This window comes from Stenotrophomonas sp. Steno-C15, from assembly GCF_056393265.1.
Map to the genome: position 1 here is coordinate 20,041 of NZ_JBWJPF010000004.1, position 26,787 is coordinate 46,827.

General features: G+C 68.1%; 24 protein-coding genes and 1 tRNA gene. 10 read left to right on the forward strand and 15 right to left on the reverse strand.

All coding sequences use genetic code 11. The features are described from left to right. The first annotated feature begins 42 nt into the window (after positions 1–42). A complete protein-coding gene (locus tag AC06FB_RS05000) occupies positions 43–1,386 on the forward strand; it encodes a virulence factor family protein (protein WP_258012825.1) in 1,344 nt (447 codons plus the stop codon). Positions 1,387–1,438: 52 nt separating this feature from the next. Here AC06FB_RS05000 and mprF read toward each other — a convergent pair whose 3' ends face one another. Then, positions 1,439–4,003, reverse strand: coding sequence for a bifunctional lysylphosphatidylglycerol flippase/synthetase MprF (gene mprF / locus AC06FB_RS05005; RefSeq protein WP_065174859.1), 2,565 nt, complete (start codon positions 4,001–4,003; stop codon positions 1,439–1,441). Positions 4,004–4,161: 158 nt separating this feature from the next. Here mprF and AC06FB_RS05010 point away from each other — a divergent pair, with 158 nt between their 5' ends. Then, positions 4,162–4,509 carry a RidA family protein gene (locus tag AC06FB_RS05010; protein ID WP_049426796.1) on the forward strand — a complete coding sequence of 116 codons (348 nt, stop codon included), beginning with the start codon at positions 4,162–4,164 and terminating at the stop codon, positions 4,507–4,509. 49 nt (positions 4,510–4,558) lie between these two features. Here the strand turns inward: AC06FB_RS05010 and rnfB are convergent, their stop codons facing one another. From rnfB to trxA, 13 genes are all read right to left on the reverse strand, one after another. Beyond that, the gene (gene rnfB / locus AC06FB_RS05015; protein WP_445394193.1) at positions 4,559–4,972 is read right to left on the reverse strand and encodes an Rnf electron transport complex subunit RnfB; all 414 of its coding nucleotides are present in this window, start codon (positions 4,970–4,972) and stop codon (positions 4,559–4,561) included. A gap of 25 nt (positions 4,973–4,997) precedes the next feature. Continuing rightward, on the reverse strand, positions 4,998–5,588 hold the full coding sequence (locus AC06FB_RS05020) for an HAD family hydrolase (protein WP_065174860.1): 591 nt from the start codon (positions 5,586–5,588) through the stop codon (positions 4,998–5,000). A gap of 75 nt (positions 5,589–5,663) precedes the next feature. Beyond that, positions 5,664–7,742 carry a methionine--tRNA ligase gene (metG, locus tag AC06FB_RS05025; RefSeq protein ID WP_065174861.1) on the reverse strand — a complete coding sequence of 693 codons (2,079 nt, stop codon included), beginning with the start codon at positions 7,740–7,742 and terminating at the stop codon, positions 5,664–5,666. A 102-nt stretch (positions 7,743–7,844) separates the two neighbouring features. Then, on the reverse strand, positions 7,845–8,288 hold the full coding sequence (locus tag AC06FB_RS05030; protein ID WP_053519945.1) for a DUF2147 domain-containing protein: 444 nt from the start codon (positions 8,286–8,288) through the stop codon (positions 7,845–7,847). Between the two features lie 148 nt (positions 8,289–8,436). Beyond that, positions 8,437–8,841 (reverse strand): SMU1112c/YaeR family gloxylase I-like metalloprotein, encoded by a 405-nt coding sequence (gloA2, locus tag AC06FB_RS05035; RefSeq protein WP_053519946.1) that lies wholly within the window; start codon positions 8,839–8,841, stop codon positions 8,437–8,439. Beyond that, positions 8,838–9,908 (reverse strand): serine hydrolase domain-containing protein, encoded by a 1,071-nt coding sequence (locus AC06FB_RS05040; RefSeq protein WP_368865918.1) that lies wholly within the window; start codon positions 9,906–9,908, stop codon positions 8,838–8,840. The genes gloA2 and AC06FB_RS05040 overlap by 4 nt, the downstream gene beginning before the upstream one ends. 16 nt (positions 9,909–9,924) lie before the next feature. Then, the gene (locus tag AC06FB_RS05045) at positions 9,925–11,856 is read right to left on the reverse strand and encodes a DUF885 domain-containing protein (RefSeq protein WP_193396082.1); all 1,932 of its coding nucleotides are present in this window, start codon (positions 11,854–11,856) and stop codon (positions 9,925–9,927) included. A gap of 94 nt (positions 11,857–11,950) precedes the next feature. Next, positions 11,951–12,736, reverse strand: a complete 786-nt coding sequence (locus AC06FB_RS05050) for a queuosine precursor transporter (protein ID WP_053520127.1) — start codon at positions 12,734–12,736, stop codon at positions 11,951–11,953. Then, positions 12,733–13,416, reverse strand: coding sequence for a DUF502 domain-containing protein (locus AC06FB_RS05055; RefSeq protein WP_053520126.1), 684 nt, complete (start codon positions 13,414–13,416; stop codon positions 12,733–12,735). Before AC06FB_RS05055 ends, AC06FB_RS05050 begins: the two co-directional genes overlap by 4 nt. A 54-nt stretch (positions 13,417–13,470) precedes the next feature. Further along, on the reverse strand, positions 13,471–13,923 hold the full coding sequence (locus AC06FB_RS05060; protein ID WP_478053433.1) for a DUF4442 domain-containing protein: 453 nt from the start codon (positions 13,921–13,923) through the stop codon (positions 13,471–13,473). Between the two features lie 77 nt (positions 13,924–14,000). Continuing rightward, a complete protein-coding gene (locus AC06FB_RS05065; RefSeq protein WP_262100418.1) occupies positions 14,001–15,626 on the reverse strand; it encodes a CHASE2 domain-containing protein in 1,626 nt (541 codons plus the stop codon). Continuing rightward, a complete protein-coding gene (locus AC06FB_RS05070) occupies positions 15,623–17,287 on the reverse strand; it encodes a FecR family protein (RefSeq protein ID WP_461289145.1) in 1,665 nt (554 codons plus the stop codon). Before AC06FB_RS05070 ends, AC06FB_RS05065 begins: the two co-directional genes overlap by 4 nt. 153 nt (positions 17,288–17,440) lie before the next feature. Next, entirely contained in the window at positions 17,441–18,298 is an 858-nt protein-coding gene (gene trxA, locus AC06FB_RS05075) for a thioredoxin (RefSeq protein ID WP_053520124.1), read from the reverse strand. A 123-nt stretch (positions 18,299–18,421) separates the two neighbouring features. On the opposite strand from trxA, the gene AC06FB_RS05080 reads away from it, so the two are divergent. From AC06FB_RS05080 to AC06FB_RS05115, 8 genes are all read left to right on the forward strand, one after another. Beyond that, positions 18,422–19,024, forward strand: coding sequence for a DUF998 domain-containing protein (locus AC06FB_RS05080; protein ID WP_478053434.1), 603 nt, complete (start codon positions 18,422–18,424; stop codon positions 19,022–19,024). Between the two features lie 105 nt (positions 19,025–19,129). Further along, on the forward strand, positions 19,130–21,772 hold the full coding sequence (gene leuS / locus AC06FB_RS05085) for a leucine--tRNA ligase (protein ID WP_074900259.1): 2,643 nt from the start codon (positions 19,130–19,132) through the stop codon (positions 21,770–21,772). A 137-nt stretch (positions 21,773–21,909) separates the two neighbouring features. Next, positions 21,910–22,494 carry an LPS-assembly lipoprotein LptE gene (locus tag AC06FB_RS05090; RefSeq protein ID WP_053520122.1) on the forward strand — a complete coding sequence of 195 codons (585 nt, stop codon included), beginning with the start codon at positions 21,910–21,912 and terminating at the stop codon, positions 22,492–22,494. An 11-nt stretch (positions 22,495–22,505) separates the two neighbouring features. Further along, positions 22,506–23,543 carry a DNA polymerase III subunit delta gene (gene holA, locus AC06FB_RS05095; RefSeq protein WP_053520121.1) on the forward strand — a complete coding sequence of 346 codons (1,038 nt, stop codon included), beginning with the start codon at positions 22,506–22,508 and terminating at the stop codon, positions 23,541–23,543. 3 nt (positions 23,544–23,546) lie between these two features. After that, positions 23,547–24,212 carry a nicotinate-nucleotide adenylyltransferase gene (gene nadD, locus AC06FB_RS05100; protein WP_180876096.1) on the forward strand — a complete coding sequence of 222 codons (666 nt, stop codon included), beginning with the start codon at positions 23,547–23,549 and terminating at the stop codon, positions 24,210–24,212. A gap of 58 nt (positions 24,213–24,270) precedes the next feature. Further along, positions 24,271–24,681: a ribosome silencing factor gene (gene rsfS, locus AC06FB_RS05105; protein WP_053520119.1), complete on the forward strand. Its 411-nt coding sequence runs from the start codon at positions 24,271–24,273 to the stop codon at positions 24,679–24,681. Between the two features lie 64 nt (positions 24,682–24,745). Continuing rightward, positions 24,746–25,216 (forward strand): 23S rRNA (pseudouridine(1915)-N(3))-methyltransferase RlmH, encoded by a 471-nt coding sequence (gene rlmH / locus AC06FB_RS05110; protein WP_019662111.1) that lies wholly within the window; start codon positions 24,746–24,748, stop codon positions 25,214–25,216. Positions 25,217–25,238: 22 nt separating this feature from the next. Then, positions 25,239–25,315, forward strand: a tRNA-Asn gene (locus AC06FB_RS05115). 43 nt (positions 25,316–25,358) lie between these two features. Here the strand turns inward: AC06FB_RS05115 and AC06FB_RS05120 are convergent. Next, the gene (locus tag AC06FB_RS05120) at positions 25,359–26,783 is read right to left on the reverse strand and encodes a basic amino acid/polyamine antiporter (protein WP_461289147.1); all 1,425 of its coding nucleotides are present in this window, start codon (positions 26,781–26,783) and stop codon (positions 25,359–25,361) included. Positions 26,784–26,787: the final 4 nt, after the last annotated feature.

The following is a 26,787-nucleotide window of genomic DNA, read 5'->3' on the forward strand; positions in this document are numbered from 1 at the left end:
CGGTGGCGGCGTATCGTGTGCGCATTCCACTGGGGTTGCGACATGACGCGTGCAGGGTTGGGCAGGGCGATGGGACTGGTGATGGCGCTGGCGGCGTTGCCGGCGGTGGCCGCGGCATCCGTGCAGCAGGTCAGCCATGGCCGATTCGAGCAGGTGCCGGTGCATCTGCCGGCGGGAGTGCCGCAGCGGGTGGTGATCTGGTTCCACGAAGGTCCCTATGGCGCTGCCAGCCTGGCGCCGATCGAAGCACTGCGTGCCGACGGTGCGCTGGTGGCGGCGGTGGATGTGGCGCACCTGCGGGGCGTGCTTGAACGCGAAGGCGACAGCACCTGTTCGTTCGGTGCTGGCGACGTCGAGAATTTCTCGCGCTGGGTGCAGGCGTTCCTGCACCTGCCGGGTTATCACCTGCCGCTGGTCGGCGGCGATGGTGAGGGTGCCGAGCTGGCCTACAGCCTGGCCGCACAGGCCGACACCCAGGTGTTCGCCGGCCTGCTGACCTCCGGCTTCTGTCCCGACCATGCCCACGAACGCATGGTCTGCGGAGACGGCGTCAAGGAGGGGCGGCTGCAACCGGCCGAACTGAACTTTCCCTGGTTGAATGCCATCGGCGATGTGGGCTGCAGGGGCCAGGGCGCGGGTCCGTTCGTGCAGCAGGTCGCGATGGCGCGCGGATTCAAGCGCAGCGCCCGCGGCGATGCCACGCCGGGACTGGTGGCTGCCGCGCGGGTGATCGGTGCGCAGGCCGGCATCAGCCTGGCACCGCCGCCGGCGGCGTTGAAGGGCCTGCCCGTGGTGGAAGTCCCCGCGCACGGTGACGGCGATACGCTGGCGATCTTCGTCTCCGGTGATGGCGGCTGGGCGGGACTGGACAAGGACGTGGCCTCGTCGCTGGCCGAACACGGCGTGGCCGTGGTGGGCATCGATTCGCTGCGTTATTTCTGGAGCGAACGCACGCCGGAGGGGTTTGCCGCTGACCTGCAGAAGATCATCGACCACTACCGCCAGCAATGGCGGCGCGACAAGGTGATGCTGATCGGCTTCTCGCAGGGCGCCGACGTGCTGCCGGCCACCATCAACCGGCTCGATGCCGGCAGCCGCGAAGCACTCGAGCGCATCGTGCTGCTCTCCGTGGGGCGGAAGGCCGATTTCGAGTTCCATGTCAGCAACTGGCTGGGCGGTGGCGGCGATGGCCTGCCGATCGCGCCGGAAGTGGCCAGGCTGCCGGCGGCCAAGACCCTGTGCGTCTATGGCGACAAGGATGAGGACGCGCTGTGTCCGGACCTGCCTGCGAACGAGGGCGTGCGCAGGATCCGGTTGCCTGGCGACCACCATTTCGGTGGCGACTACGATCGTCTGGCCGAGGTCATCCTCAAGGGCGGCGCGTAATCAGCACACGCCTGCAGGAGCAGCGCCGGGCCATGCCCGGCGGTCGGGTGGCTCAGCCGCGGCGTGGATCCAGCGAAATCAGGCGGGTGGCGTCCAGCAGGGCTGCCGGCAGGTGCATGCCACCGGGCGCCGCCAGGTAGCGCGGGCGCCACTGCGGATCGAACTTCGACTTGAAGCGGCGCAGGCCACTGAAGCCATAGAAGCGCTCACCATGCCGTGCCAGCAGGCCGGCAAGACGATTCCAGCGGCCCGCCAGGCGATGCTGGGCCAGCCCAGACAGGGGCGCCATGCCCAGCGAGAAACGCGCATGGCCCTGCGCCCGGCCCCACAGGAACAGTTCGATGAACAGGAAATCCATCGTGCCTTTCGGCGCGTCGCTGACGTGCCGCATCAGGTCCACCGACAGCTCGGCACCGGCTGGCGCCTGCCACAGGTTGGCGAAGGCGACGATCCGACCTTCGGCCTCGACCAGCGCGACCGGGAACCGCACCAGGTAATCGGGATCGAAGCTGCCCAGCGAGAATCCTTTTTCGTCACCGGACTTGTCTTCCAGCCAGGCATTGGAGATCGCATGCAGGCGTGGCAGCAGGCTGGGGACCTCTTCCACCGGCGCCACCCGGAACGACAGGCCACTGCGCTTGCCGCGGTTCCATGCCTGGCGCAGGTCGGCGCGTTCGCGGCCTTCCAGACCGAAGTCGTGCAGCGGCACGATCGCTTCCTCGCCCAGCTTGACCAGGCCCAGGCCGAGATCCAGATAGGTTTGCCAGTAGGCTTCGCCCACCTGGTAGAACACCGGGCGCAGGCCGAGGCGGTCGGCTTCCTCACGGAAACGCCAGATCAACGCACGTGCGACCTCCGGCGGGCCGACCGGATCACCCATCGCGATCAACGAGCCGCCGTAGCGCTGCATCATCACGAAGCCCTGCCGGGCATCGTCGCGCAGCACTGCCTTGTCGGCGGTCAGCACCAGGCAGGCCTGGGTGTCGGTGGCGCTGGCCAGCACCGGTGCCAACGCCTGCAGCGTGGCTTCGTCAGCGGCCGGCAGCGGGCTGCGCGTGCTGTGCAGCAGGCGGGCGAGGCCGAACATCACCAGGGCGATGGCCACCACCAGCAGCGCACGCAGCGCACGCGGTGCGTTGCCGGACAGTGCGAACTGCCACCAGAGTTCGTTCTGGTACTCGACATGGCTGTACGTGAAGAACAGCAGCCAGGTGACCGCGACCAGGACCAGCCCCAGGTTGCGCAACCATGGCCACGACCACGCCTCATCCAGCAGCGCACCCTGGCGGTAGAACTCACGGCGTGCGGCCCACAGTGCCATCGCGACCAGTACGGCCGATACCGCGATCAACGGTTGACCGCCGCGCAGCCACAGCGGCAGCGGCGTGATCACGCAGACCGCCATCGCCAGCATCCAAGCGGCGTGGCTGCGCCGGGCCAGGCCCTGGCCGATCAGCAGCAGGGCGACACCGCCAAGACTGCCGATCAGGTGCGATGTTTCCAGGATCGGCAGCGATGCATTGAGCAGATGGCGACGCGGGGTCGGCAAGGTGCCATCGATGACCAGGGCGGCGCCGATGCTGAAAGCCGCCAGCGCGATGATCTGCGGCAGCCAGGGGCGCAGCGCGTTCCAGCCGGCGCGGGTGGCGCCGGCGCTGGCCCGCAGCGGTCGCCGCAGTGCAGGCGCAAGCGCGAGCACGGTGGCCAGCAGCAGCGGCAGGACGTAGTAGGTGACGCGGTAGATCAGCGCGGCCGCCAGCACCGCCGCCGGTGCCACCTGCGGCAGCAGCTTGAGCAGGCTCCACTCGAACACGCCCAGGCCGGCCGGAACGGTCGAGACCAGGCCTGCCAGCACCGCCACCAGGTACAGGCCGACGAAGCCGGGAAGCCCGGTGGGCGTGGAGTCCGGAAGCAGCACGTAGAACGCTGCGCTGGCCAGCACCAGTTCGATCACGCTGAGCGCGGTGACGCCGAGCATGGTCAGCCGGTCGGGCAGCCACAGGGCGTGGCCGAACACACGGAACTGGCGTCCGCTGCGGCCGACCAGCAGCACCGTGGCCAGATAGGCGAGCAGGGCGGCAATGCCGACCGCGCGCACGGCGCCGGAATCCAACGGCAGCGCCAGCGCCGCCGCTGAGGGTTCCAGGCATAACGCCAGGCCGATCAACAGCCATGCACCGAACATGAAACCGAGCGTGCTCATCAGCACGACCTGGCCGATCTGGGCCAGATCCAGCCCGGCACCGCGATAGCCCCGCAGGCGCACCGCGCCGCCGGTCAAGGCCGCAAAGCCGACGGTCTGGCCCAGGGTGTGGGCGAGAAACGCGGTGATGCCGATGCGCGCGGGATGCACGCGGATGCCGCTGCGTCGCAGGCCGATGGCATCGAAGCCGATCAGGCAGGCATAACTGGCCAGGCCCAGCGTCACGGTCAGTGCGATCTGCGTTGCGCTGAGTGCATGGAACGCCTGGCGGATGGCGCGGTAGCCATGTTCGTCGAACTCGCCGGCCAGGCCATGCAGGGCCAGGGCCAGGATCAGCAGGGGAACGAAGATGGTAAGCAGCCGCTTCCAGACCGGGATGGACGGAGCGGTTGCGGGATCGGAAGGGACGGTCATCGGCGCAAGGGTGCGGCAGGGAGGGCGAGGGCGGTGTCAACGCGGGCGTGGCGCATCGTGCGCCTCTCGAAGGCATTTGAACAGCGGTGGTGCAGGAGCCCCACCCGCCGCCGGTTTGGAGGACAATGCAGGCCTGATCACCCGCAGGAGCCACGCCCATGATGGAGCGTTACGACGTCGGACCGCGCATGTCCGAAATGACCGTGTACAACAAGGTTGCCTACCTCTCCGGCCAGATTCCGGAGGACACCAGCCAGGACATCACCGGACAGACCCGGCAGGTGCTGGCCGAGATCGACAAGCTGCTGGCACTGGTGGCCAGTGATCGCCAGCATGTGCTGCGCGCGGAAGTGTTCCTGGCCGACATGGCCGACTTCGACGGCATGAACAAAGCATGGGACGAATGGGTGGTCGAGGGTGCGACCCCGGCCCGTGCCACGGTCGAAGCCAAGCTGGCACACGCCGAGTGGAAGGTCGAGATCGTGGTGACGGCGGCCGTGCCGTAACGGCGGGCGGGTGTCAGCTCCCTTTCCTGCCGGAAGGGAGCTGGCACCGCTACCGTTCCCGCAGCACGATGCAGTCCACCGGACACGGTGGAATGCACAACTCGCAGCCCGTGCACAGGTCGGCGATCACGGTATGCATGTACTTCGCGCCGCCGACAATCGCGTCCACCGGGCAGGCCTGGATGCACTTGGTGCAGCCGATGCAGTCGGCCTCGACGATCACCGCAACCTGCGGCGCCTTGTGTTCGCCGCGCGTACGATCAAACGGCAGTGCCGGCACACCCATTACCTGGGCCAGTGCACGCGCGCCCGCATCGCCGCCCGGCGGGCAGCGGTCCACGCCCGCCTCGCCGCGCGCCATCGCCTGCGCATAGGGGCGGCAACCGTCATAGCCGCATTGCCCGCATTGCGTCTGCGGCAACAGTCGGTCCAGGCGTTCGGTCAGCGGCGGAATCAGGCTCATGCGTGGCGAAGGCTGCGCGTATGGATCATTTCAGGGGTTTGCCACGGAACCAGCGTTCGTGGGCGAGGGCCAGCATCGGCCGGTCCTCTGCGCTGTCGCCATAAGCGTGGATGCGCGTGTAACGCGACAGATCGAAACGGCGACGGATCTGCTCGACCTTGCGAGGACCGCAATCGCCGCCGTGGTAACGGCCGGTCAGGCGTCCGTCCCGGCTTTCAAGGCGGTTGCAGATCAGTTCAAGACCCAACGTTTCGCACCAGGGACGCAGGTACAGATCCAGCGAACCGGACACGACCACCACGGTGTGCTGCTGTTCCTTGTGCCAGCGGATCTGTTCCAGCATTTCCGGGCGCACCACCTCGGGCAGGAATTCGCGCGAGAAGCCGGTGGCCAGCGCTGCGATGTCGTCGGCGTGGCGCTCGCTGAAGGTGAGGCGGGTGACGCGGGCGCGGATGCGTTCGGCCGAGATCAGTTTCAGCCGGTACGCCGCCAGCCACGGACCCACCTTCCACCACGCCTGCGCAAGCTGCTCGGCGGTGGCCACGCGGCGCAGGAAGCGGCCATAGGTATCGCAGGTGGTGACGGTATGGTCGAAGTCGAACAGCGCCAGTTCCATTCCGATGCCTCCCGTGGTGCGTCCCGTCGTTGCCGTGACCGGCGGGAGCGGCCGTGGCCGCACCCGCGCAGTGCATCAGCGGACCGGCATGCCCGGCTGCGCGCCGCTGTCGGCGTCCAGCAGCGCCAGCGCGCCACCATCGAAACCTGCCGACAGGATCATGCCTTCACTCAGGCCGAAGCGCATCTTGCGCGGGGCCAGGTTGGCGATGAACACGACGCTGCGGCCGACCAGCGCTTCCGGCTCGCCGTAGCTGGCACGGATGCCGGAGAAGATCTGCCGTTTGCCCAGTTCGCCGGCATCCAGCTCGAAGCGCAGCAGCTTGTCCGAACCCTCCACGAACTCGCACACCAGCACCTTGCCGATGCGCAGGTCGAGCTTGGCGAAGTCGTCGATGCCGATGTAGGCCGGTGCCTCGGCGCTGGCCGTTGCGGCACTGGCCGGCACGGCAGCCGCCGGCTTGGCAGCGTCGGCCTTGGCGGCGGGGGCAGCGGCGGTCGGCTGCAGGGTGTCCTTGGAGGCGTCGATCATGGCGTCAATCTTCTTCGGGTCGATACGGGTGAACAGTGGGGTGTAGTCAGCGATTCGATGGGCCAGCAGCGGCTGCGCCAGGTCGGTCCAGTCGGCCACTGGCGCGGCCAGGAACGCCTCGGCCTGGGCGGCGGTGGAAGGCAGTACCGGCTTCAGTGCGGTGACCAGTACACGGAACAGGTTCAGGCCCTGGCTGCACACGGCCTGCAGCTGCGCGTCGGCTCCTTCCTGCTTGGCGATCACCCACGGCTTGACGTCGTCGATGTAGCGGTTGGCTTCGTCGGCCAGGGTCATGGTCAGGCGGATCGCCGCCGCCGGATCGTTGCGCTCGTAGGCTTCGCGGATAGGCGCCAGGCTGTCGATGAAGCGCTGGTACTGGGCGGCATCGGGCAGCTGCGCGGCGAGCAGGCCATCGAAACGCTTGCTGATGAAGCCGGCGCAGCGGCTGGCCAGGTTGACGAACTTGCCGACCAGATCAGCGTTGACGCGGGCGACGAAGTCACCCAGGTTCAGGTCGAGGTCGTCGACGCCACCGCCGGACTTGGCCGCGTAGTAGTAGCGCAGTGCTTCCGGTTCCAGTCCTGCATCGAGGAAGGTGCGCGCCATCACGAAGGTGCCGCGCGACTTGCTCATCTTGGCGCCGTCAACGGTCAGATAGCCGTTGACGTGCAGGCGGGTCGGCGCGCGGTGGCCGGTGCCGTGCAGCACCGCCGGCCAGAACAGGCCATGGAAATTGACGATGTCCTTGCCGATGAAGTGGTGCAGCTCGGTGGCGGTGCCGGCGCGCAGGTGGGCTTGGAAATCCTCGCCGAGCGTGCCGCACAGGGTCTGGAAGCTGGACAGGTAGCCGATCGGCGCGTCCAGCCAGACGTAGAAGTACTTGCCCGGATGGCCCGGGATCTGGAAGCCGAAGTACGGCGCGTCGCGCGAGATGTCCCACGCGCGCAGGCCGCCCTCCGCGTCCAGCCACTCCATCAGCTTGGCTTTCACCCCGGGCAGCGCGACGTCGCCGGCCAGCCATTCGCGCAGGAAGCCCTCGAAGCGGCCGACCTCGAAGAAGAAGTGCTCCGAATCCCGGATCTCGGGCGTAGCGCCGGAGATCACCGATTTCGGCTCCTTCAGATCGGTGGGGCTGTAGGTCGCGCCACAGACTTCGCAGTTGTCGCCGTACTGGTCGGCGCTGCCGCAGTTCGGGCAGATGCCCTTGATGTAGCGGTCCGGCAGGAACATGCCCTTGGCCGGGTCGTAGAACTGGGCCACCGAACGGCGGCTGATGTGGCCGGCCGCTTCCAGCTTCAGGTAGAACGCCTCGGTCAGCGCCTGGTTGGCTGCCGAATTGGTCGAATCGTAGTGATCGAAGGCCACGCCGAACTCGGCGAAATCACGTTCGTGGCTGGCCTGGATGCTGGCGATGAAGGCCTCCGGGGTTACCCCGGCCTTCTCGGCTGCGAGCATGATCGGCGTGCCATGGGTGTCATCGGCGCAGACGAACCAGGTCCTGCCGCCGCTCATTCGCCGTGCACGCACCCAGATGTCGGCCTGGATGTAGCCGACCAGATGGCCCAGATGCAGCGGGCCGTTGGCGTAGGGCAGGGCGGTGGTGACGAGCGCGGTACGGGTCATGGTCGCGGGGTGAAGCCGAGGGGAACCGCAGATTATCGCATGCCCGCAACGAGGTGACCCGGCCGGGGCCGGGTCACGGGAATGCACGGACGGGCCGGTGGCTTACTCGCGTACCCAGGTCTGCGCCCGGCAGATGAAGGCGATGCAGCCGGAGACGTCCAGCTTGTTGCCACCCGGCTGCAGTTCCATCTTCGACTTGTAGGTCTTGCCGTTGGCGGGGTCGAGGATGGTGCCGCCGGACCACTTGCTGGCGCCGTCGGCCTTCAGGTTCCAGAGGATGGTCATGCCCTTCACCGGTTTGTTCCTGTTGGCACCCTCACAGCCATCGCAGACCGGGTTCGGACCCTTGTCCGAGTGCAGGATGTCCACCACCTTGCCGGACAGCGTGCCGTTGGCGGCCTGGCTGATCTCGACGATGGACTTCACCTGGCCGGTCTTGTCGTCGATGGTCTTCCAGCGGCCGGCCGCGCCATCGGCGGCCTGCGCCGAGAGCGCCGCCAGGCACAGCGGCAGCGCCAGCAGCAGGGTCTTGAAGGTCTTGCGCATGGTCCCCTCCCAGGGTTCATTCCGGCACGGTGCCGGTACACGCCGACTGTATACCCATTCGGCGGGGTATGGGGAAGGGGGTGCCGGGTCGAGCAGGTGAGTGGGGCCAGATCCTTTCCCGATGGAAAAGGGATCTGACCCCGAGCCATCAGCCGACTTCGTAGAGTTCCAGCGGCAGGCCGTCCGGGTCGGCGAAGAAGGTGAAGCGGCGGCCGGTGTATTCGTCCACGCGGACCGGTTCGCAGTCCACGCCGCAGCTGGCCAGGCGCTGGATGAATGGCTCCAGCGCGGCCACGCGGAAGGCCAGGTGACGCAGGCCCTGTGCCTCCGGGCGGCTGGGCCGGGGCGGAGGTGACGGGAACGAGAACAGTTCCAGCTGGCCGCCATCCGGCAGTGCCAGGTCCAGCTTCCACGAATCGCGCGCGGCACGGTGGTTCTCGGCCAGTACGCGCAGGCCGAGGATGCGCACGTAGAAATCCTTCGAGCGCGCATAGTCGCTGCAGATCAGCGCGGCATGATGGATGCCCAGCAGGGCGGTCGGATCGTCGGTCATTGCAGGATGTCCAGCCAGCGCTGGGCGATCTTCAGCGCCAGCGGATAGGGTTCGGGGTCGTTGCGGTTGCTCAGCACGATCACTGTCAGATGCCGGTCCGGATAGCGCAGGATGACGTTGCGGAAGCCGATGCTTTCGCCGCTGTGCCACTGCATGCGGCCGTTGAGGCGCCAGCCGAAGCCGTAATGCGGTACGTCCGGTTCGGTGGTTGCGGTGGCCTGGCTGAACATGGCCCGCCGCGATGCGGCTGACAGCAGGCGGTCGTCGTACAGTGCGGCATCCCAGCGGGCGAGGTCGTCCAGCGAGGAATAGATGCCACCATCACCCAGCACGGCACTGGTGGTGCTCTGGTCGGTGCGCTGCCAGCGACCGTCGAGCCAGCTGTAGCCGTAGGCCCGCGCAGTGACCGTATCGACGCCGTCCTGGTGGGCGACGGTGTGGGTCATGTGCAGCGGGCCGAAGATCCGCTGCTGCAGGAAGGTGGCGAAATCCTGGCCCGACGCGCGCCCGACGATCAGCGCCAGCAGCGCATATCCGCTGTTGCTGTAGCGGTACGCAGTGCCCGGTGTGAAATCCAGCCGGTCCTCGCGTGCGAGCAGCGCCAGCACGTCCGCATCGTGCACCTGGCGGCTGTCGGCGGGGTCCATCAGGCCCTCATAGTCGGGCAGACCGCTGGTATGCGACAGCAGGTGACGGAGGGTGACGGAGGACGCCGCAGTGGGAAGTTCCGGCAGCCAGCGTCGCACTGGCTGGTCCAGGCCCAGGCGGCCCTCTTCCACCAGCAGCAGCACGGCGGCGGCGGTGAACTGCTTGCTCACCGAGGCCAGCCGGAAATTGCTGGCCGCGGTCACCGCAGTGCCATCTTCCACCACCGCCAGGCCGTACCCGCGGCGGAACACCGCCTGCCCGTCGTGCAGCACCAGTACCGCTGCTCCCGGCACCTGGCCATCGTAGGCCTGCATCAGGCCATCGATGCCCGCATCCGGCGGCATCACCGCCGGTGCGGCAGGCGCGGCCTGCGGCAGCAGGGCCAGTACGGCAGCGAACACGACGGTGGCGGGACGCATGAGGGCTCCGTGGCGATCAGGGGGCCGGCGCGGCCCCCGGCGGTTGTGACAGCCATCGTTCCATCTTCCGCTCCAGCACGTCCAGCGGCATCGAGCCGTCCTTCAGCAGCTCGGCATGGAAGCGGCGCAGGTCGAATGCCGCACCCTGGCGTGCCTTGGCCTTGTCGCGCAGTGCCAGCAGGGTGGTCAGGCCGGCGACGTTGGACAGCGCCTGCGCCGGCTGGGCCATGATCCGCTCCACTTCGGCATTGGCATCATCGCTGCTCATGTCCACGGTCTTCTGCAGGTAGGCGACGGCCTGCTGCTTGCTCCAGCCCTGGGCATGCACGCCGGTGTCGGCGACCACGCGCGCTGCGCGCAGCAGGCGCGAGGAGAGATAGCCGATGCGATCGTAGGGATCGGTGTAGACGCCCAGCGTTTCCCCCAGCGTTTCCGAGTACAGGCCCCAGCCTTCGATGAAGGCCAGGTCGCCGCCGGCACGCCGGAAGCGCGGCTGCTTGGCCAGCTCCTGCTGCAGACCCAGCTGCACGTGGTGGCCGGGAATGCCTTCATGCAGGTACTGCACCGGCACGTTCCAGCGCTTGCGGCTGGGCAGGTCGCGGGTGTTCACATACAGCACCCCGGCCTCGCCGGGCTGTGTCGGCTGGTAGGAGGCCGCGGCCGCGGTGAGCGCACGCTCGGGCTCCACTGCACGGATGTCCAGGGCAGCCTTCGGCAGCGTGTCGAGCACCTGCGGCAGGCGCGTGGCGACCTGCTGCTGCACCTGGCGGTAGCGGCCGAGCAGCGCGTTGGCGTCGCCATACTGGAACTGGCGATCACTGCGCATGCTGCGCAGAAGCTTGGTCGGCGTGCCGCGCAGCTTCGCATCCTTCATCACTGCGGCGATCTGCGCCTGCAGCTCCTGCACGCGCTGTTCGCCGAGCGCATGCCATTGCGCGGGTGTCTGTTCGCTGGCCGTGGTCTGCACGATCAGGTTGGCGTACCACGCCTGGCCATTGGGCAGGGCCCCCAGACCGCTGCTGGTCCGCGTGGCCGGCAGGTACTCGGTGGCGATGAAGCCGCGCAGGGCGCGGTAGGACGGCATGATGCGCAGTTCGATCATGCGCTTGTACTCGGCACTGATGCGCGCCTTGTCCTCGGCGGAAATCGACTCCGGCATGGTCCGGATCGGCGACCAGAAGATGCTTTCCTCGGCGGTCGGCTTGATCACCGCATCCAGCTGCGGCAGCACTTTTTCCATCAGGTCGCGCGGCTGCACCACACCGGCCTTCATGCCCTGGCGCATGTTGTCGATGGCCTGGTCGAACAGCGCCGGAATGCCCAGCGAGCGGCGCGACCAGGTGTCGTAGTCCTGCACGGTATTGAACGGCTGCGCACCCGCGCCGGCACCGAGAATGGCCATGATGCTGCCGACGTTGTAGTACTGGCTGATCGGCATCATCCAGCTGGGATACGGCTCGGCGGCCAAGGTCGCGCGCGCGTCGCGCACGAAGATCTCGTAGCTCAGCAGGTCCTGGCCCTGCAGGCCGTCGCTGCCGATCTTCTCGACCTTGCCCAGCCACTCTACGGTGAAGTCATGCGACTGCTGGCGCCACGCCGCGGACAGGATGTTCGGCAGCTGGTCGTTGTAGCGGGTTTCGCCCTGGAAGGTCGCCTGCAGCGGGTTCAACCGCATCGACGCATCCCAGTATTCGTCATAGAGGCGCTCCAGCTGGACCGTTTTGGGCACAGTGCGGGCGGCGGCGACCGGGCGCGCGGGGGAGCGGGTGGCGCTGCGTGCCGGTGCGGTGGCGCGCGTGCTGGGCCGCGCCTTGGGCTTGGCCGCCGGACGGCTCTGCGTCGCAGCGGGCCGGCTGGCCTTCTTCTTCGCAGCTTCGGCCGACGGAACGGCGCTGAACAGGAACAACGCGGCAATGGCGGCGGCCAGGGCGCGGGTGGAATACGGCATCAGGAGCTTCCGTGGAACACAGACCGTGGAGCTTGCACGATCCGGCCGCGTACGGCCAGCGCGGGGGCGCAGTCAGCTGGCGCCCGCTGGGTCTTCAGTCAGCCGCGGCCGCAGCCCGCAGCGCGGCCGCGCGCTCGACACCCAGGTATCGGGTGATCGCACGGCGCATCAGGTACAGCAGGGGAATCAGGGCGATCGCAAAGCCCATCTTGTAGACGTAGTTGACGCTGCTCACCGCCAGGAACAGCGATGTCGGCCACTGCTGCGGGCCGAGCACGAAAGCGATCCAGATCACCACGAAGCTGTCCACCAGCTGCGAGACCGCGGTGGAACCGGTAGCGCGCAACCAGACGTGGCGCTCGCCGGTGGCCTGCCGGATCCTGTGGAACACGGCCACGTCGATCAGCTGGCCGAGCAGGAAGGCCACCAGCGAACCAGCAATGGTCCACATGCCCTGGCCGAACACCGCGGCGAACGCGGCCTGGTAGTCGGGCACGCCATGGGCGTTCATCGAGGTGACCCACCAGCTGGCCGGCGCCAGCGAGATCGCCGCGAAAGCGAACAGGAAGCCGTAGGCGATCAGCACCACCGCCAACCACGAGATGAAACGCACCCCGCGCTTGCCGAAGAACTCGTTGATGGTGTCGGTCATGATGAACACCACCGGCCACAGCAGTGTGCCGGCGGTGAAGCTCAACGATCCGGTCTGGCCGAACAGGTTCCAGTTCAGCGGGTCGATGCCGAGCGTGTCTTCCAGCGCGAAGATCTTCACTCCGATCAGCTCGGCCAGCACGGCATTGCCGCAGAAGAACGCGGCCAGCACGATGAACAGCAGGACCGCGCGGTCCTGCAGCGGGCGCTCGACCGGCGTCGTGCTCATTCGGTGCGTTCGCCCGCGCGGGTGAACGGCACGCTGGCTGGCGCCACAGCACCACCGGAAATGATGAAGCTCATCGCCTGGTCCACGGTCCAGTCGGTGGGTGTGAGCAGTTCCACCGGCACGATTTCAAGATAGCCGGAGGTCGGGTTCGGCGTGGTCGGCACGTACACCGCTGCCAGTTCGCGGTCGGTACCGTGTTCCTTGATCACCCGCGTGACCAGGCCGACCGACTTCATGTCGCGGTGCGGGAAGTCGATCAGCACGACGCGCTGCGTGCTGCCGGGTTCGGTCTGCAGCATGTCCAGCAGCTTCTTGGCGCTGTCGTAGATGATGCTGGCCAGCGGGATCCGCTTGATCACCGCGCCGATCCAGCGCAGCAGGCGCTGGCCGAGCACGCGGCGGCTGGCCACGCCCACGGCCAGGATCACCAGCAGCGTCGCCAGCAGCGCGATGGTGTTCTGGATCCACTCCGCGCGCACCCAGCCCAGGTAATGCGGGAAGCTGGTCGCGATCTGCTCCGACAGGGGCACCACCAGCGGGCTGGAGATGCCCGACAGCAGCACGAACACGAATTTGACCACGACCCAGGTGAGCCAGATCGGCAGCAGGGTCAGCAGGCCGGTCAGGAACAGGCGCTGCAGGGAGGGGCGGGGGACCAGGGAGGGGGCTTCGAGCGACATGGGCGCATTGTAGCGGCCAGCGCTTGCCGATGATGCGGGGGAATGCGGCCGGGATCAGCGTGCGTGCGGCTTCAGCCGCAGGTAGACCTGCTTGCGCACCTGGGCGACCACCTCGCCGCTTTCATCGACCACATCGTTGCTGAACCAGCGCAGCACTTTGCCGCCGCCGGCAGCGTCGGCGCGCAGTTCGTCCAGCAGCGCATCGTCGATGCGGAACGACGTGCGCACGGTGCCGCGCCCCGGCTTGAGGAAGTCGATCGCGCCGGCGCGGTCCCACACGTAGTAGTCGCGGCCGAGAATATGCAGCAGGCCCAGCATCCTGAACGGGTCGGTCATCGCAAACAGGCTGCCACCGAAGTGGGTGCCCACGTAGTTGCGGTTCCAGGGGCGCTGGCGCAGCTCGACGTCGATCTGCCGGTAGTCCGGGCTGACCCGGGTGACGTGGATGCCGGTGAACAGGAAGGGCGGCCACAGGTTGATGCCGAAACGGAACAGGCGGGCGTTCATGTGCATCGCGAGGGCGGAGGGGCGGGCCCCAAGTCTAACCATTCGCATGCGTATGTTGTAGCTGTGCGCGGCGCGGGTCACCCTGCGGCGTCGATCACGTAGCCGTCGCGACCATTGGCCTTGGCCTGGTACAGCGCCGCGTCGGCACCTTCCACGAAATGGTGGGGTTGCAGCTCGCCGTTGGGGATGCGGGTATAGACGCCGATGGTCAGGGTGATGCCGCCGCCATGGCCTTCACCCGGTGCGGGCAGGGCGCGGATGCTCTGGATGAGGTCTTCGATCACCTGCCGCGCGCCCTCGGCCGGCGTATCCGGCAGCACCAGCGCGAACTCATCGCCGCCGTAGCGTGCCGCCTTGTCGCGCGGGCGACGCGCGTGCGCGGCTATCTGCTGCGCCACTTCGCGCAGTACGCGATCGCCGACCTGGTGACCGTGACGGTCGTTGTGGTGCTTGAAGTGATCGACGTCGATCAGCGCGAGCGTGAGTGGCTTGCCGCTGCGCCGTGCGGCATCGCATTCCTGCTGCAGCGACTGTTCGAAACGCAGCCGGTTGCCCAGGCCGGTCAGCGCGTCACGGTTGGCCAGCCGGTGCCAGGCCGCGATCCGCCATATCGCCCAGGCCAGCAGCACCAGCACGATGCCCAGCATCGCGCTGGCCGGTGCCCACCACAGGTTGCCGGCGCGCAGCAGCGCCCAGCTCAGCAGCGGGGCCAGCGGCAGCGAACAGAGCGCCGTCAGCCAGGGCAGGCGCAGGCCGAGGAGGATCACGCACAGCGCCACCAGCAGGCCACCGATGGCGTCCTGGCAGAGCCGTGGCAGGACGTGGATCTGCCTGCCCTGCAGCAGCATCGAGGCGATGTTGGCCTGGTACTCGCTGCCGCTCATCCAGTACTCGCGCGTGGTCGGCGTGAGGAGGCGCGGGGCGATGCCGCTGGCGGTCATTCCGACCACGATGCGTCGCCCATGCAGCATCGCCATGTCCACGTGGCCCTCGAGCACGTCGGCATAGGACACCTGCGGCAATCGTTCCGGCGGGCCGGCGTAGCGCACCCGCACGTAATCGTCGCGGCGCCACTGATAGGGGGAATCGACCTCCGGCTCGGGATCCGGCAGGCCGTCGATCGCGCTGGCGGGCAGTCCGGCCAGGGCCAGGCCCAGCGCAGGCCAATGCGGCTGGCCGATGCCGGCGCGCAGGTACACCCCACGGGCGACGCCATCGCCATCCACTTCGACATCGCTGTGGCCGATCGCCGCAGCGCTGGCCGCGATCAGTGGAATGGGCAGCAGTTCCTCGGCCATGCGGTCGCCGGCTGCCGGCGCCGCCAGCACGGGTAGTACGACGTGGCCATTGCGCCGGATCGCGGCGGCCAGGATTTCGTCCTGGCGGCTGTCGCGGCGGTCGGGTTCTGACAGCATCAGGTCCAGTGCGATGCGTTCAGCGCCGGCGTCGGTGAGGCGATCAAGCAGGCGCGCATGTACCGAGCGCGGCCATGGCCATTGGCCGATGCGCTGCAGGCTGCCTTCGTCGATGGCGATGATCAGCACGCTGGGGTCGGGTCGATAGTCCCAGCCGCCGACCATCGCGTCGTAGGCCGCTTCATCCTGGCGCCACAGCCACTGGCCATGGCTGGCCACGGCGGTCAGCACACCGGCCAGCACGGCCAGTGCGATCCGTCGGGACCATGGAAGCGGCGAACGCCTCATAACAACAGCCAGAGCAGCAGCGCACCGCCGCCGCCGGCGCCGTAGCACAGGCGGCAGGGCAGCTTGACCTGCTGCGCGGGCGAGAAATCGCCTGCGTGCCCGTCGTCGTCGATGTACTGCACGCGCACGTGCAGGGTGCCGCTCCATGGCCGCTTGAAGCTGACCTGGGGCTGCTCGACGGTTTCATCGAGCATCGGGCTGGCGAAGTCGCCACGACGATCCACCTGCACGCGGTAGCGCTGGCCTTCGCTGCCGGCCTGCCAGCGCAGGGTCAGTTGGCCATGCGCCGCCTCGGGCGGCTGCAGGGCAGGGTCCACCGGTTCGTTGGTCAGCTGCAGTGGCAGCGCTTGTCCATAGCGCCCCTGGTGGCCGTTGTCATCGCGCGAGGCAACGCGCCAGTAGTACTGGCCCGGCGGCAGGGGCTGCGCCAGGCGCAGGTCGGTACCGGTGCTGGCCTGCTCCTGCAGCGGCTGCGTGAACGTCGGTTCTGCAGCGACCTGCAGCACGCTGCTGCTCGCGCCCGGGGCCTGGGTCCAGCGGAACCGGGGGCGATCGCTGTTGACGGTCTGGCCGTGCAGCGGAGAGACGGTCAACGGCGGCGGCGGTTGGTCGCTGAGTTCGAAGTCGGCACTGGCGTCCAGGCCCTCCACGCCCTGTGCGTCGACCGCACGCAGCAGCACACGCAGCTCGCCGGGCGGCAGATCGCCGATCGCCAGTCGCGTGTCGGCGGTGGTGGCGGCGAACAGCAGGATTTCCGGGGTAGCCGCCTGCACCACCTCCACCCGGTAGTGGTCGGCCCCGACGACCGGGTCCCAGGCCAGCAGGCTCGGCAGGGGGGCCAGTCTCAGCTCATCCTGGCGCAGCGTCGGCGCCGGCAGCAGCGCGGCCACGGCGGCGGGCGCCTTGTCGGCGCTGGCGTTGCGGCTGGCCTGGCCCGGACGGACAAGGCGCTGGCCGTGGGTGTTGGCGACCTGCACCCGTCCTTCCAGCACTTCGGTGGCACCGATCCGGCCGGCATCGCCATCGCCGGCGCTGACGCGGAAGACCGTGCCGCGCACGCTGCTGGTCGCCGTCGGTGCATCGATGATGTAGCGCGATGCCGGGCCGCGTGCCGGGGTGACCCGGTTGCTGGCCCGGCCCTGCTGCAGGCGCAGGCGGGTATCGACCATGCCGGTGCGGCCGTAGCGGCTGAGCTGGTCCAGGCGCAGGCGCGAATACTCGCGCAGCTGCAACCGCGAGGCATCGGCGAATTCGAGGGTGATGCTGGAGTCGCCTTCGGTTTCCACGGTGTCGCCGATGCGCAGCTGCTCTCCGGCCCGCACCGCGCGGGTGGCGCTGCCATCGCCGCCCACCAGCCCGACCTTGCCGCGCACGGACAGGACCCGTGCCGGCGCAGGCTCGGTGCGCAGCCAGCTGATCGGGAAGCGCAGCAGCTGGCCCGGCGGCAGCTGATAGGGATTGGCGATGCGGTTGTGCTGCTGCAGCTGTTGCCAGGGCACGGAAGGCTTCAGGTACAGGCCACCCAGGTCCCAGAGGGTGTCACCGGGACGGACCCGGTAGTTCCAGTCCTGTGCGGCGGCGATGGCCGGCAGCAGCAGGAGGGCACACAGCAGGACACGTTGGAGGCGCGTAATGAAAGGCGAAGTGCGGACGAAGGTCACAGTTTGCAGTCCCGGCAATGCGGAGGCGCAGCAGCAAGACCCAATGGCCCCGACCCTCATCCCCCCGAATGGATCGCGGCGGCCGAACGGCCGCCATCGATCACATTATCGCCCGCGTTCAGTGCAGGGATTCTGAACGGGACAGGCTTCCGTTCAGAACAGCAGCGAGGCCATCTTCCTGCGGTACTGTCCGACCAGGTCCTCGTCGGAGATCACATTGAAGGCGTCGATCAGGGTCCTGCGCGGCAATCCGTCCTCGAAACCGCGGTCGATCCGCAGCATTTCCAGGAACTGGGCCAGGGCCGCCTCGTCCTGGCCCTCCAGCAGCAGCTGCACGCCCCGCAGATGGCGCGCCTTGAGGTCGCTGCCGTCGGCGGCGATGCGTGATTCGAGCACCTCGGCGGCCGGGGCGTCCTTGAGTGCGGACGCGAAGGCCAGGCGTGCACGGGCGCGCACGGCGCGGTCGTCGGTGGCCAGGTTGGCCGGCAGGCGGTCGATCAGCGTACCGGCTTCATCCACGCCGCCGATCTGCAGCAGGGCCAGGGCCAGGTCGAGCTTCAGCTCGTCCTTGTCCGGTTCGGCGGCGATCTGCGCGCGCAGCACGTCCACCTGTGCCTGTGGGTCCAGCGGTGCTTCCTCCTCGCTGACCGTATCGCCGACATCAGCGGGGACGATGCCGTGCTGGGCCAGGAACTCGCGCAGCTGGCCCTCCGGGATGGCGCCGGGGAAGCCGTCCACCAGCTGCCCGTCCTTGACCAGGAACACGGTCGGCACCGAGCGGATCTGGAAGGCGGCAGCGATCTGCTGTTCCTTGTCGACATCGACCTTGGCCAGCTCAAAGGCGCCGTTGTACTCGCCGGCCAGCTTTTCCAGCATCGGTCCCAGCGTCTTGCACGGACCGCACCAGGTGGCCCAGAAATCGACCAGCACCGGCGTCTGCAGCGACTTCTGCAGGACTTCGGCCTCGAAGGTCGCAGTGGTGGCGTCGAATACGTAGGTCGTCTCGGTCATGGAAGAGGCATCGCTTGGCATCTGGAGAGGGATTCTATGGTGGCGGAACCTGTCCGTCTCAACCCGGGCCGCTGCAAATGGCCGACAATGCGGCCTTCCTGTTGCCGCTGTCGTGGAGCCTGCATGTCGTCGCCGTCCCCCTCGCTGCGCCTGTCGGGCGTGATCGCCGCACTCGTCTTCGTGGCTGCGGTCATCGGCTTCGGTGCCGGCCTCGACGGCTATGCGCAGGCCCGCCATCCGGTGGCGTTGCTGGGCGCGCAGGGGATGCCGCATGCCCTGGGCTTCAATCTGCTGGGCTTCATGCTGCCGGGCCTGCTGGGGGTGGTGGTGGCCGAATGCCTGCGCCGGCAGCTGCCGGCCACCGCGGGCTGGGCCCCGCGTGTGGGCAGCCAGATGCTGCTGCTGGCCGGCCTGGCGTTCGCCGCCATGGGCGTGCTGCCGCTGGATGTGGATGACCTGCACGGGCTGGCCAGCCAGCTGCATGCCAGCGCCTGGATGGTATGGGTGCTGGGCTTCGTTGCCGGCGCCCTGCTGCTGGGCACGGCGCGCCTGCGCGACACACAGGGCCGGGCATTGGGCTGGGTGGCGCTGGCCTGTGGTGTGGTTGCCGCGTTGGCAGCCTTCGCCCTGCAGGGCGTGCTGCCGGCGCCTCTGTCGCAGCGGCTGGCCTTCGCCTGCTGGGCGGTCTGGCTGGCGTTGGCGCTGCCGCTGTCGCGGGCCCGTTGAGACGGTCGCGGGGCCGCCACCGGGCCCACAGCCGTCGGACAGGATTGGAGACGTTTGCCGCACTGCGGTACGCTGTACCGCTTTGCCGCCGCATCCGCGTGTTCCATGACCAGCGCTGAACCCAACGCCTACGACCCGCAGCAGGTTGAATCCGCCGCCCAGCAGTACTGGGACGCCACCCGCGCGTTCGAGGTCGACGAGACTTCCGACAAGCCGAAGTACTACTGCCTGTCGATGCTTCCGTACCCGTCCGGTGCGCTGCACATGGGGCACGTGCGCAATTACACGATCGGTGACGTGATCAGCCGCTACAAGCGCATGACCGGCCACAACGTGCTGCAGCCGATGGGCTGGGACGCGTTCGGCCTGCCGGCGGAAAACGCGGCGATCAAGAACAAAACCGCGCCGGCGGCGTGGACCTACAAGAACATCGACCACATGCGCAGCCAGCTGAAGTCGCTGGGCTATGCCATCGACTGGTCGCGCGAGTTCGCCACCTGCCGCCCGGACTATTACGTCCACGAGCAGCGCATGTTCACCCGTCTGATGCGCAAGGGCTTGGCCTACCGTCGCAACGCGGTGGTGAACTGGGACCCGGTCGACCAGACCGTGCTGGCCAACGAGCAGGTCATCGACGGCCGTGGCTGGCGTTCCGGTGCGCTGGTCGAGAAGCGTGAAATTCCGCAGTGGTTCCTGCGCATCACCGATTACGCCCAGGAGCTGCTGGACGGCCTGGACGAGCTGGACGGCTGGCCGGAATCGGTCAAGACCATGCAGCGCAACTGGATCGGTCGTTCCGAGGGCCTGGAGATCCAGTTCGACGTGCGCGACGTCGATGGCAGCGTGCTGGATCCGCTGCGCGTGTTCACCACCCGCCCGGACACCGTGATGGGCGTGACCTTCGTCTCGATCGCCGCCGAGCATCCGCTGGCGCTGCACGCAGCGAAGAACAATCCGGAACTGGCCGCGCTGCTGTCGGAAATGAAGCAGGGCGGCGTGTCCGAGGCCGAGCTGGAAACCCAGGAAAAGCGCGGCATGGATACCGGCCTGCGCGCCATCCATCCGGTCACCGGCGAGAAGGTGCCGGTGTGGGTCGCCAACTTCGTGCTGATGGGCTATGGCACCGGTGCGGTGATGGCCGTGCCCGGCCATGACCAGCGCGACAACGAAGTGGCCAACAAGTACGGCCTGCCGATCGTGCAGGTCATCGCGCTGAAGGATCCGCGCAATGACGACGAGCGCAATTGGGATGGCGCGCGCTGGCAGGACTGGTACAGCGACAAGAACCGTGCCTTCGAACTGATCAATTCGGCCGAGTTCGACGGGCTGGATTTCCAGGGCGCCTTTGAAGCCCTGGCCGAGCGTTTCGAGCGCAAGGCGCAGGGGCAGCGCCGCGTCAACTACCGCCTGCGCGACTGGGGCGTGAGCCGCCAGCGCTACTGGGGCTGCCCGATTCCGGTGATCTACTGCGCCAAGTGCGGCGCGGTACCGGTGCCGGAAGAGCAGCTGCCGGTGGTGCTGCCGGAGGACGTCGCGTTCTCCGGCACCGGTTCGCCGATCAAGACCGACCCGGAGTGGCGCAAGACCACCTGCCCGGAGTGCGGCGGTGCAGCCGAGCGCGAGACCGATACCTTCGACACCTTCATGGAGTCGAGCTGGTACTACGCGCGCTACACTTCGCCGGGCGCGCGTGATGCCGTGGACAAGCGCGGCAACTACTGGCTGCCGGTGGACCAGTACATCGGTGGCATCGAGCACGCGATCCTGCATCTGATGTACTTCCGCTTCTACCACAAGCTGCTGCGTGACGCGCGGATGGTGGACAGCAACGAACCGGCCCGCAATCTGCTGTGCCAGGGCATGGTGATCGCCGAGACCTATTACCGTCCGAACCCGGACGGTTCCAAGGACTGGATCAATCCCGCCGACGTGGAAGTGCAGCGTGACGAGCGCGGCCGCATCACCGGCGCGACCCTGATCGCCGACGGTCAGCCGGTGGTGGTCGGTGGCACCGAGAAGATGTCCAAGTCGAAGAACAACGGCGTGGACCCGCAGGCGATGGTCGGCAAGTATGGCGCCGACACCGTGCGGCTGTTCTCGATGTTCGCCGCACCGCCGGAACAGTCGCTGGAGTGGAACGAGGCCGGCGTGGACGGCATGGCCCGCTTCCTGCGCCGCCTGTGGGCCCAGGTGCAGAAGCATGCCGCCGAGGGTGCCGCCCCCGCGCTGGACGTGGCCGCGCTGGACGGTGGCCAGAAGGCGCTGCGCCGCAAGACCCACGAGACCATCGGCAAGGTCGGCGACGACTATGGCCGCCGCCACAGCTTCAACACCGCGATCGCTGCGGTGATGGAACTGATGAACGCGCTGGCCAAGTTCGAGGACGGCAGCGAACAGGGCCGCGCGGTGCGCCAGGAAGCACTGCAGGCCATCGTGCTGCTGCTGAATCCGATCACCCCGCATGCCAGCCACGCCCTGTGGCAGGTGCTTGGCCATGGCGAGACGCTGCTGGAGGACCAGCCGTTCCCGCAGGCCGACGCCAGCGCGCTGGTGCGCGACGCGCTGACCCTGGCCGTGCAGGTCAACGGCAAGCTGCGCGGCACCATCGAAGTGGCCGCCGACGCCGCTCGCGAGCAGGTCGAGGCGCTGGCCCTGGCCGAGCCGAATGCAGCGAAGTTCATGGAAGGCCTGACGGTGCGCAAGATCATCATCGTCCCGGGCAAGATCGTGAACATCGTCGCCGCCTGATGTACCCGCACCGGCCGCCCTCCCGGCGGCCGGTGTTCCAGCAACGCGGGGGGCATGCGGTTGATGGCCCTGCGTTCACGCGGTCTCGGGCACGCTGTCTGTTGCCGTGATCGCCCGGCTCCGCCAGACTGTTCTCCATGACCCGACTCCTGCTTGCCCTCGTTCTTGTCCTCGGCCTTGCCGGCTGTGGCTTCCATCTGCGCAACAAGCTGATGTTGCCGACCGACACCGCGCCGGTGAAGGTGGTCTCCACGGCCCCGTACAGTGAATTGGTCAAGCTGCTCAACCGCAGTCTGCAGGCGTCCGGCGCCAAGCTGGCAAGCGAGGATGGCAACGAACCCAGCACCCAGCTGCAGGTGTTGTCCGAACGCTGGGGCGACCTGCCGATCGCGATCGACTCGCAGGGTCGTGCGCAGGAATACAGCCTGCGCTACGCGGTGATCTTCATCTTCCGTCGCGAGGATGGCAGCGAACTGGTGCCGCAGCAGGTGATCGAACTGTCGCGCGACTACGTGTCGCCGCCCACCGACGCGACCGGTACCACCACCGAGCGCGAGATCCTGGCCGATGAACTGCGCCGGGAAATGTCGGCCTCGATCATCCGCCGCATCGACAGCGTGGTCCGTGCCGAAGTCGCGAAGGGGGGCAGCCTGTCCGCGCCGAAGCCGGTCGATCCTGCGGTTCCGGCCGAGCCGACACCGGCACCGGCCATCAAGCCCTGACCGGGACCGGCATGGAACTGCGTCCGGAGCAGCTGGCCAGCCAGGGCGCTGATACCCCGCTGTCGCCGGTGTACCTGATCGCCGGTCCTGAGACGCTGCGCGTGCTGGAAGCCGCCGACGCGGTCCGTGCGCGGGCGCGCGCCGCCGGCATCGGTGAGCGCGAGGTGTTCGACGCCGATGGTCGCGACTTCGACTGGGGCCAGCTCGACGCCAGCTTCAACGCGCCGAGCCTGTTCAGTGCCCGTCGCCTGGTGGAAGTGCGGTTGCCCAGTGGCAAGCCGGGCAAGGACGGCGCCGAGGTGATCAGCCGGTTCTGCGCCGATCCGGCACCGGACGTCGTGCTGATGATCACCGCCAACGAATGGAGCAAGGCGCACCAGGGCAAGTGGGCTGAAGCGGTGGGCCGGGTCGGCGTGCTGTCGGTGGCCTGGGCGATCAAGCCGCATGAACTGCCCGACTGGATCGAGCGTCGCCTGCGCAGCAAAGGCCTGCGCGCGGATCCGGCCGCAGTGCAGCGCCTGGCCGAGCGCGTGGAAGGCAATCTGCTTGCCGCGGCGCAGGAGATCGACAAGCTGGCGCTGCTGGCCGATGGGCACGCGCTGGACGTGGAACGGATGGAATCGCTGGTGGCCGATGCCGCCCGCTACGACGTATTCCGGCTGGTGGAAGCCACGTTCTCCGGGCAACCGGCGGCGGTGCTGCGCATGCTTGCCGGCCTGCGCGGCGAAGGCGAGGCGGTGGCCGCGCTGATGCCGATCGTGATCCGGGAACTGCTGGCAGGTGCCGGGCTGGCACGGGTGCAGGCGCGCGGTGGCAACCTTGCCGCCGAGATGAAATCGCGCGGCATCTGGGAGTCGCGGCAGGCACCGTACAAGCGTGCGCTGCAGCGGCATCCGGAAGGCAAGCGCTGGGAACGTTTCGTGGCCGAGGCCGGGCTGGTCGACCGCATCGCCAAGGGGCGCGCCGACGGCGACGCCTGGCTGGCGCTGGAGCGCCTGCTGGTGGCCGTGGCCGAGCCGCGCGCCGTGCGGCTGCTGGCCCGGGCCTGATCGATGAGCCTGCGGGTCTATTACGGGGGCACCTTCGATCCGGTGCACCTGGGGCACCTGGCGATCGCGCGCGCCGCGCGCGATGAGCTGCAGGTCGCGGTGCGGATGCTGCCGGCGGCCGATCCACCGCACCGCCCGGTTCCCGGCGCGACCGCCGAACAGCGCTGCACGATGCTGTCGCTGGCCATCGGCGACGAGCCGGGGCTGCTGCTGGACCGGCACGAACTGGATCGGGCCGCGCGCTTTCCCGGTCGCCCGTCCTACACCGTCGATACCCTGCGCGAACTGCGCGGCGAGCTCGGTCCCAGCCGGCCCCTGGCCTGGCTGGTCGGCGCCGACAGCCTGCTGGGCCTGCCCGGCTGGCATGAGTGGGAGGCGCTGTTCGGCCTGGCCCACTTCGTGGTGGCGGAGCGGCCGGGCAGTCCACTGCAGGCCTCGGTCGACGGCGAGCTCGGCCGTGTCCTGGAAGGGCGGTGGGCCAACAGCGAACAGGACCTGTTTGCCAGTCCGGCCGGCCGCATCCTGCGCCTGCACCATCCGCTGCGCGGGGAATCGGCCAGCGCCGTGCGCGCGCAGATCGCCGCGGCAGGGCCCTGGCGTGCCCTGCTGCCGCCGGCGGTGGCCGACTACGTGGCCGCGCAGCGGCTGTACCATCCGGCAACACCGTGAATGCCGCGACCGCGCCATCCCCGTATAATCGCCCCCACGTTTATCGAGTCGATCCACTTTGAGCAACCAGACCCAGCCCCAGACCATCAAGGTCGATCTGCCCAGCCCGCCGCCGTCCGTGCCGGAACTGCTGGCCAGTGTCCGTCAAGCCACCGAAGACCTGAAGGCCAAGGACCTGGTCGAGATCGACGTGCGCGGCCGGTCCAGCGTTGCCGATTACCTGGTGATCGTCTCGGGTACTTCGACCCGCCACGTCAAGTCGATCGCCGACGAGGTCGTGCGCTTCGCCAAGAAGATCGACGTGATGCCGCTCGGGGTTGAGGGCGAGCGCGAAGCCGAGTGGGTACTGGTCGATCTGGGCGACGTGATCGTCCACGTGATGCTGCCGCGCGTGCGTGAGTTCTACGCCCTCGAGCGCCTGTGGACGGTCGGTGACCAGCCGCCGTCCAGCGACGACGAAGTGGCCTGAGCCGCACGTTGATGCATCCCTTCGACGGCGCCGATGGCGCCGTCGACGTTTTCGAGGAGCGCTGATGAAAGCCCGCCTGATCGCCACCGGTGAACGCGCACCCAGTTGGGTCGCGCAGGGGTTCGCCGAGTACCAGAAGCGGCTCTCGCACTGGCTGCCGTTCGAGCTGGTCGAGATCGAGCCCGGCCTGCGCGGCAAAGGCCGCGATCCACGCCGTGCCACCGAGGACGAGGGCCGGCGGGTGATCGCCGCGCTGCCGAAGAATGCCTACGTCGTGGCGCTGGATGTGCCCGGCCGCCAGCTCAGTTCCGAACAGCTGGCGCAGCGCCTGGAGCATTGGCGGGGACAGGGCAGGGACCTGGCGTTCCTGATCGGCGGTCCCGAGGGGCATTCGCCCGAAGTTTCGGCACTGGCCGACGAGAAGTGGTCGATTGGTCCGCTCACGCTGCCGCACATGCTGGTGCGGCTGGTCGTGGCGGAACAGCTGTACCGGGCCGCCGCAATGATTGCAAATCACCCCTACCATCGCGCGTGAAGAGCCGTTATACTGTTCGTCTGCCCGAATAGCTCAGCCGGTTAGAGCACTTGACTGTTAATCAGGGGGTCGTTGGTTCGAGTCCAACTTCGGGCGCCACTTTCAGAAACCTGCATCGCGAGATGCAGGTTTTTTTTTTGCTCTACAGAGTCAGCGCTCCTCGCCAGAACGCCACCAGTGTGGCGATCGCAACGGCCAGGATGGCGCCGAACAGCACCCACTCCCAAGGCGTGAACACCTGTTCGCCACGCTGGCGACGGGTCAGCGCGAACAGCGCTACGCCCGGTACATACAACAGCACCGACAGCAGCAGGTTGTGCAGGCCACCGGCATACACAAGCCACAGCGCGTATGCGCTTGCCAGCAGCGCGACGCTGAAGTCGCGCCAGCGGATTCCTGCTTCGCCGCCCGCATAGGCCTGACCACGCCAGGCCAGCTGCACGCCGAATGCCGTGGACAGGAAATAGGGCACAAGGCTCATCGATGCAGCCAGCAGTACCAGGCCGGTATAGCTGCCGGAATTCACCAGCACCAGCAGCAGGAACAACTGGATCAGGCCGTTGCTCAGCCAGAGCGCATTGGCCGGCACGCCGCGCGCATTCTCGCGGCCAAGGAACGCGGGCATGGTGCCGTCGCCGGCAGCCGCATACAGCACCTCGGCGCACAGCAGTACCCAGGCCAGCAGGGCGCCAAGCACCGAGATGATCGAACCGATGATGATCACGGTCGCGCCCCATTCGCCGACGATGGCGCGCAGCACGTAGGCCATCGATGGATTGGGCAGGGCAGCCAGCTCGGCCTGCGACAGCACGCCCATCGACAACAGGCTCACCAGGACCAGCAGCAGCCATACGCCGAGAAAGCCGATCACGGTCGCGCGCCCTACATCGGCACGACGCGCAGCGCGCCGGGAATAGATGCTGGCGCCTTCGATGCCGATGAACACCCATACGGTCACCAGCATCATGCCGCGCAGCTGCTGGCCGAGGTCGCCAAGTGCGGGCGTACCCAGGAAATCGGCGCCGAACACGTCCATGCGGAACGCGCCGGCGGCCAGGATGAGGAACAACGCAATGGGCAGCAGCTTGGCCACCGTGACTAGGCCGTTGACGATGGCGGCAGTGCGCAGTCCGCGCAGCACCAGCAGGTGCAAGGTCCATAGCAACAGCGACGAGGCAGCCACCGCTGCCGGCGTATTGCCTTCACCGAACACCGGCATGAAGTGGCCGAGGCCACTGAAGATCAGCACGAAGAAGCTTGCGTTGCCGAGTACCGAGGCAACCCAGTAGCCCCATGCCGCGGAGAAGCCGATGTAGTTGCCGAAGCCTTCCCGCGCATACGCGTAGATGCCGGTATCGAGGTCCGGCCGGCGGTTGGCCAGGGCCTGGAACACGAAGGCGAGCATCAGCATGCCGGCGCCACTCACCGCCCAGCCGATGATCGCGGCGGCCGGACCGGCGCTGCGCGCCACGTTCTGTGGCAGGGAAAAGATGCCGGCGCCGACCATCGAGCCGACCACCAGAGCGGTCAGTGCAGCCAGGCCCAGCCGTTGTGAGGTCGCAGCCATGAAT

What these genes read in the sequence shown, in the direction of transcription:
- AC06FB_RS05000 (WP_258012825.1), top strand. Translation starts at nt 43, where the DNA reads ATGACGCGTGCAGGGTTGGGCAGGGCGATGGGACTGGTGATGGCGCTG.
- mprF (WP_065174859.1), bottom strand. Translation starts at nt 4,003, where the DNA reads ATGACCGTCCCTTCCGATCCCGCAACCGCTCCGTCCATCCCGGTCTGG.
- AC06FB_RS05010 (WP_049426796.1), top strand. Translation starts at nt 4,162, where the DNA reads ATGATGGAGCGTTACGACGTCGGACCGCGCATGTCCGAAATGACCGTG.
- rnfB (WP_445394193.1), bottom strand. Translation starts at nt 4,972, where the DNA reads ATGAGCCTGATTCCGCCGCTGACCGAACGCCTGGACCGACTGTTGCCG.
- AC06FB_RS05020 (WP_065174860.1), bottom strand. Translation starts at nt 5,588, where the DNA reads ATGGAACTGGCGCTGTTCGACTTCGACCATACCGTCACCACCTGCGAT.
- metG (WP_065174861.1), bottom strand. Translation starts at nt 7,742, where the DNA reads ATGACCCGTACCGCGCTCGTCACCACCGCCCTGCCCTACGCCAACGGC.
- AC06FB_RS05030 (WP_053519945.1), bottom strand. Translation starts at nt 8,288, where the DNA reads ATGCGCAAGACCTTCAAGACCCTGCTGCTGGCGCTGCCGCTGTGCCTG.
- gloA2 (WP_053519946.1), bottom strand. Translation starts at nt 8,841, where the DNA reads ATGACCGACGATCCGACCGCCCTGCTGGGCATCCATCATGCCGCGCTG.
- AC06FB_RS05040 (WP_368865918.1), bottom strand. Translation starts at nt 9,908, where the DNA reads ATGCGTCCCGCCACCGTCGTGTTCGCTGCCGTACTGGCCCTGCTGCCG.
- AC06FB_RS05045 (WP_193396082.1), bottom strand. Translation starts at nt 11,856, where the DNA reads ATGCCGTATTCCACCCGCGCCCTGGCCGCCGCCATTGCCGCGTTGTTC.
- AC06FB_RS05050 (WP_053520127.1), bottom strand. Translation starts at nt 12,736, where the DNA reads ATGAGCACGACGCCGGTCGAGCGCCCGCTGCAGGACCGCGCGGTCCTG.
- AC06FB_RS05055 (WP_053520126.1), bottom strand. Translation starts at nt 13,416, where the DNA reads ATGTCGCTCGAAGCCCCCTCCCTGGTCCCCCGCCCCTCCCTGCAGCGC.
- AC06FB_RS05060 (WP_478053433.1), bottom strand. Translation starts at nt 13,923, where the DNA reads ATGAACGCCCGCCTGTTCCGTTTCGGCATCAACCTGTGGCCGCCCTTC.
- AC06FB_RS05065 (WP_262100418.1), bottom strand. Translation starts at nt 15,626, where the DNA reads ATGAGGCGTTCGCCGCTTCCATGGTCCCGACGGATCGCACTGGCCGTG.
- trxA (WP_053520124.1), bottom strand. Translation starts at nt 18,298, where the DNA reads ATGACCGAGACGACCTACGTATTCGACGCCACCACTGCGACCTTCGAG.
- AC06FB_RS05080 (WP_478053434.1), top strand. Translation starts at nt 18,422, where the DNA reads ATGTCGTCGCCGTCCCCCTCGCTGCGCCTGTCGGGCGTGATCGCCGCA.
- leuS (WP_074900259.1), top strand. Translation starts at nt 19,130, where the DNA reads ATGACCAGCGCTGAACCCAACGCCTACGACCCGCAGCAGGTTGAATCC.
- AC06FB_RS05090 (WP_053520122.1), top strand. Translation starts at nt 21,910, where the DNA reads ATGACCCGACTCCTGCTTGCCCTCGTTCTTGTCCTCGGCCTTGCCGGC.
- holA (WP_053520121.1), top strand. Translation starts at nt 22,506, where the DNA reads ATGGAACTGCGTCCGGAGCAGCTGGCCAGCCAGGGCGCTGATACCCCG.
- nadD (WP_180876096.1), top strand. Translation starts at nt 23,547, where the DNA reads ATGAGCCTGCGGGTCTATTACGGGGGCACCTTCGATCCGGTGCACCTG.
- rlmH (WP_019662111.1), top strand. Translation starts at nt 24,746, where the DNA reads ATGAAAGCCCGCCTGATCGCCACCGGTGAACGCGCACCCAGTTGGGTC.
- AC06FB_RS05120 (WP_461289147.1), bottom strand. Translation starts at nt 26,783, where the DNA reads ATGGCTGCGACCTCACAACGGCTGGGCCTGGCTGCACTGACCGCTCTG.